We start from the raw sequence: 5445 nt of genomic DNA, 5'->3' as shown, positions 1-5445 counted from the left end.
GGAAGAAACCGCTCCAAATTGTAGAGAAGGTGATCCAAAAGAGGATGAAACCGCTCCAAATTGAAGTGAAGGTGATCCAAAAGAGGATGAAACCGCTCCAAGGCGGAGCAAGATGGAACAACATGATTGAAAGTAAGTAAAAGATGATCAAGTTTTAAAAACATACTATAGAAACAGTTGGATATTCACATAAATTCATAAAAAATCAAATTTGGAGCCCCAGAGTTGATCAAATAAATAGTTTATCAAATTGTCTAGGCGTGACCATTTTTCCTTGCTATAGTCGTGTAAAAAAGGGCGTGATGTTATGTTTATCAAACCATATGAAGAAGCAAAAATGACATTAGGTCTACGGGCTTTAGCTCGAAGACTTACATCAAAGCATCCCCTATATGATCAAATAACAAGAGAGTTACTACAGGCTGAGGCAGGGGAGCATGGAGAAAAATTTATTATGAAACAACTGGAGAAATTATCTTTTGTAAGGGGTATTCACGTTTTACATAATATTTCTCTTCAACGGCCGTTTCCGATGCAACTAGATATTGTAGTGATAACCAAATATGAGGTAATCATTATTGAAAGTAAAAATATTAAAGGAGAAGTGGAATTAAAAAATCGTCCCCGTCAAATGATTCGTACTCTTGAGACAGGAGAACGGCGTGTATTTCACCATCCTGAAGTACAGCTTGAGGAATATATGTACAATTTAAAAGAATTTTTCAATCAAAATCAAATTGAAGTACCTGTCCATGGTATCATTGTTTTTCCTTTTAACAATGCTCGTATCGAATATGAGGATAGTTTATTTCCAGTGTTGATGGCTAGGGAGGTAACAGGTTATTTACAACAGCGTTCTTTGAAGACAAAAACCATAGATTCTCAGTCTATTAGTGCATTACTTGTGCAGCACCATAAGCCATATGAATTGTTCCCGCTTTGTCGTTACTATGGCATAGAGATAGACGCCATTCAAACAGGGGTGATCTGTCCAGAATGTCAGATTGGACAGATGCAATGGTTAAAGATGAAATGGATTTGCTCAAGTTGCCTTTATAGCAATAAAAAAGCCCATAAATGTGCTCTACAAGATTATGGGATGCTAATAAATAAAGGCATTACTAACAGTCAAGCACAGCATTTTTTACGATTAAACAATCGTCATACAATAAAAAGGATGTTAATGACTAGTTGCTATCGGAAAGAAAGTGCATCGAAACGAAGGGAATATCAAATTCTTCTATGATTAATTGCTTTAATTAGTGCTTGAGGGGGTTCTTTAAGGGGACGAAAATGCTCCTTTATGGTAGAAGATTGATTAAGGAAGGGCCTAAAGCGCTCCAATCAGGTCGCTCCAAGGGGTTGGAAGCGCTCGAACCAGGCAAAAACCGCTCAAAAAGGAGCCAAAAGCGCTCCAGTTTGTAAAAAACCGCTCAAAGAGGTGACTAAAGCGCTCCAATAGGTAAAAAACCGCTCCAAGGGGTTGGAAGCGCTCGAACCAGGAAAAAATGCTCAAAAAGGAGCCAAAAGCGCTCCAGTTTGTAAAAAACCGCTCAAAGAGGGTCCCAAAGCGCTCCAATCAGGCAGAAAGCCGCTCGAAAAGGTGGCCAAAGCGCTCCAATCAGGTAAAAAACCGCTCAAAGGAGTGACTAAAGCGCTCGAACCAGGTAGAAACCGCTCAAAAAGGAGGTCAAAGCGCTCCAACCAAGAAAATAGCCGCTCAAAAAGGAGCCAAAAGCGCTCCAACCATGTAAAAAATCTCTCAAAGAGGGTCCCAAAGCCCTCCAATCAGGTAGGAAACCCTAAAAAAAATACCCTAAGCCAGTAGCATGTTTAAAATGACGAAAAGCATTTTCCCGGAATAGAAATCAACATTTACATAACCCTATAATTCCCCGCAAAGCATTTCTAAAAGTATTCCACAGTTGTAGGCATTAAATGTTTCCGTTACACCATTTTCCGTGCTTTTTCTGTATTGGCAAAATGCCATTTTGTGATGGAGCGTAGGAAATCCTCGCCTTGATTACGCCAGATTCGTGCTGCTTGCACATCTACTTTGCTGGAGGCTCCTTTCATTAATGGGAGACCGGCTATTTCACTCAAGCGATCCATTTCCTTTAAAAATGCAGCGCGAGCTAGAATAGATGCTGTGGCTACAGCTACATGTAGTTGCTCCGCTTTTGTAGAAAAGAGGACATTTTCTTGTACCAGTTCACGTTCATTTTTTAGGTAATTGTAATAAACTCCGCGTTCAGCAAACTGGTCAATTAAAATAAATTCTGGTTTTTCGGGTGCCATCTTTGTGAGTGTATTTTGTAGAGCCTTGTTGTGCATCATAGCTTTCATTTTCCCTTGTGAATAGCCTTTTGCTTGTAGACTGTTATATTTTTCGTTTCGTAATACAAGAACGCTATGGACACAGGCTGCACGTAAATCGGGTGCGATTTTTCGCATATAATCATCCGTTAGCATTTTTGAATCTTTTACGCCAAGCTCGTTGATAAGTTCGATTTTGGATGTAGGTACATAAACGGCCGCTACGGTGATGGGACCAAAATAATCACCTGTGCCTGTTTCATCAGAGCCTAAGACAGACATTGTCGCGAATTTGTCTGGTAGAATATCCCCCTTTGCCCCAATAGACGAGGAATGTTGAGTAGCTGTTTTTTCAACTGTTCCCCAACGAGCCGCCTCACGTTCAGCACCTCCTCCTTGAAACATTAATTTACCAGATTTATACATAGTAATAGTGGCATCTGGTAGTTTTGCAGCAAAAATAACACCTGGGGCTTTTCGTTCAATAAAATAGGTTGCATAGTAAGCCATTACCTCTTTTTGAATATTTGTTGAAATGGATAGCACAATATTTGACATTTAATCGTTCCTTTCTGTCCTCATTGTTCACAATTTTATACCTTTCATGGTATGATAATAAATAGCTTTTTTGTGTGATGGTGCTCGCAAACCGAAAAAATCGCGTGAGCATTCAATTTATAGGAGGGTGCGACTATGGAAAAACAAGAAAAGAATAAAATTTCTGTGGAAATATATGGTCATACGTATAAAATGGTCGGCTCTGAATCCATTGGCCATATGCGACTTGTTGCTTCGATTGTTGATGACCGTATGCGCGAAATGAACGTACATAATCCCTCACTTGATAGCACAAAACTTGCTGTTCTGACAGCAGTAAATACAGTACATGATTATTTACTATTAAAAGAACGAATGGAGCAGTTAGAAGAAGAATTGAAAAAATTAAAGGGTTGAAGAGAATGTTAGATTTAATCATATTAGTGGTACTGTTAGCTGGAATTGGCGTCGGTGCAAAAAGAGGTTTCATTGTACAAATGATGCACATTGTCAGTTTCGTAGTAGCACTGATTGTTGCGTATATTTATTATAAGCCATTAGCACAAAAATTTGTATTTTGGGTTCCATATCCAGGCGTTACTGATACAGGTAGCCTTAGTGTCGTCATTGATAGCCTAGATTTAGACCGTACCTTTTATCGTGTAATCGCCTTTGCTGTTATTTTCTTTGCAGTGAAAATTACGTTGCAAATTGTGGCATCGATATTTGATTTTATTGCATACTTACCTGTGCTCAATACAGTCAATCGTTGGCTTGGTGCGTTACTTGGCATGATTGAAAACTATTTAATTATGTTTATTTTGCTATACGTGTGCGCCTTATTACCGATTGAGGTTATTCAAAATTTAATGTCGAAATCATTGTTAAGTGGTCTTATGTTGGAGCATACTCCGATTATTACAAAGATGTTCCAAAACTGGTGGTATATTTATATGCAATAGTAAACTATGCACTTCTCTCTGATTTGAGAGAAGTGTTTTTACGATAGGAGGAATTACCAATGAATAAAAAAACAATTATTCGTACACTCGAAAAAATTGCTTTATATATGGAATTACAAGGAGAGAATCCATTCAAGGTATCTGCCTTTCGAAAAGCAGCTGCAGCACTTGAAGGGGACGAGCGTTCGTTAAGTGAAATGGACGATGTAACAAAACTTAAAGGTATTGGTAAGGGGACGGCTGCTGTTATTGAGGACTTGATGGCAACAGGTGAATCAAGTTTATTAAAAGAGTTAGAAGAAATTGTCCCAAAAGGGTTACTGCCATTGTTAAAATTGCCTGGCTTAGGGGGCAAAAAGATTGCGAAACTACATCAAGAACTTGGTATTGATTCAGCAGAGAGCTTAAAAAAGGCGTGTGAAGAAGGAAAAGTTCGTGAATTAGCGGGCTTTGCTGTAAAAACCGAGGAGAAAATTTTAAAGGAACTTGCCAACTTTGCTAATCGTTCTGAACGCTTACCAATATGGCAGCTTGAGCCTGTGGTTTTACAAATTGAGGCGCTTCTAGGTAGTATGAAGGAAGTGGAACGTTTTTCAGTTGCTGGAAGCTTCCGTCGAGCACTAGAAACAAGTAAAGATATTGATTTTATTGTTGTGACAGAAGCGGTTGAGGCTGTACGTGACAATTTATTAAATGGATTGGCCATTCAGGAAGTCGTAGCAGCGGGCGATACTAAAATTTCAGTAATTTTAGATTTAGATGAGCCAGTGAGTGTTGATTTCCGGTTAGTAAAGGATCATGAATATGCCACTGCCCTGCATCATTTTACAGGTTCAAAGGATCATAATGTGCGAATGCGCCAACTTGCAAAAGCACGTGGTGAAAAAATTAGTGAATATGGGGTTGAACAGCAAGATGGTACTATCTTGACGTTTCAAGATGAAGAGGCATTTTTTGCCCATTTTGATCTACCTTGGATTCCACCGAGCCTTCGTACAGGAAAAGGTGAATTTGATCAACCCAACACGATTCCTCAATTAGTTCGACTAGAGGATATTCAAGCAGACTTGCACATGCATACCACATGGTCTGATGGTGCATACTCTGTGGCAGAAATGGGAGAGGCACTACGAGCACGGGGCTATCAATATAGCGTCATTACAGATCATTCTCAATTTCTAAGAGTAGCAAATGGTTTAACACCAGAGCGCTTAGAGAAGCAACGTATCGAAATTGAGGCATTTAATGAGTGCCATCCTGATTTTCACTTGTTTAAGGGGACAGAGATGGATATATTGCCAGATGGATCCCTTGATTTCGATGATGAAGTGTTAAAAGAGCTGGATTTTGTTATTGCCTCTATTCATTCTAGTTTTACTCAATCTCAGGATAAAATCATGGCACGTTTATTGACAGCGATGCAAAATCCGTATGTCCATATGATTGCCCACCCAACTGGTCGAATTATTGCAGATCGTGATGGTTATAATCCTGATATGAAACAGTTAATTGCTTGGGCGAAAGAATATGGTAAAATTTTAGAGTTAAATGCAAATCCGTACCGTCTGGATTTATGTGTAGAACATTTAGAAATGGCTTTAGCAGCAGGTGTTCCTATAGCCATTAATAC

At 39.1% G+C, this 5445-nt stretch carries 5 protein-coding genes; 4 read left to right on the top strand and 1 reads right to left on the bottom strand.

Annotation, left to right across the window (positions count from 1 at the left end):
* Nucleotides 1–307: 307 nt before the first annotated feature.
* Nucleotides 308–1246 carry a nuclease-related domain-containing protein gene (locus RT445_RS14455; RefSeq protein ID WP_312507430.1) on the top strand — a complete coding sequence of 313 codons (939 nt, stop codon included), beginning with the start codon at nt 308–310 and terminating at the stop codon, nt 1244–1246.
* Between the two features lie 701 nt (nt 1247–1947).
* On the opposite strand, the gene rnhC is transcribed toward RT445_RS14455, so the two are convergent.
* A complete protein-coding gene (gene rnhC / locus RT445_RS14450) occupies nt 1948–2874 on the bottom strand; it encodes a ribonuclease HIII (RefSeq protein ID WP_312507431.1) in 927 nt (308 codons plus the stop codon).
* A 135-nt stretch (nt 2875–3009) separates the two neighbouring features.
* On the opposite strand from rnhC, the gene zapA reads away from it, so the two are divergent.
* The 3 genes from zapA to polX all read left to right on the top strand — a co-directional run.
* Nucleotides 3010–3270: a cell division protein ZapA gene (zapA, locus tag RT445_RS14445; protein ID WP_016991554.1), complete on the top strand. Its 261-nt coding sequence runs from the start codon at nt 3010–3012 to the stop codon at nt 3268–3270.
* A 5-nt stretch (nt 3271–3275) separates the two neighbouring features.
* Nucleotides 3276–3815 carry a CvpA family protein gene (locus RT445_RS14440; protein ID WP_274794029.1) on the top strand — a complete coding sequence of 180 codons (540 nt, stop codon included), beginning with the start codon at nt 3276–3278 and terminating at the stop codon, nt 3813–3815.
* Between the two features lie 59 nt (nt 3816–3874).
* On the top strand, nt 3875–5445 hold a 1571-nt coding region (gene polX, locus RT445_RS14435), incomplete at its 3' end, for a DNA polymerase/3'-5' exonuclease PolX (RefSeq protein ID WP_313470757.1).

This window comes from Lysinibacillus sp. (assembly GCF_032093475.1).
GTDB lineage: Bacteria > Bacillota > Bacilli > Bacillales_A > Planococcaceae > Lysinibacillus > Lysinibacillus irui.
The sequence above is the reverse complement of the archived record's forward strand: the minus strand, read 5'-3'. Positions and strand labels throughout refer to the sequence as shown.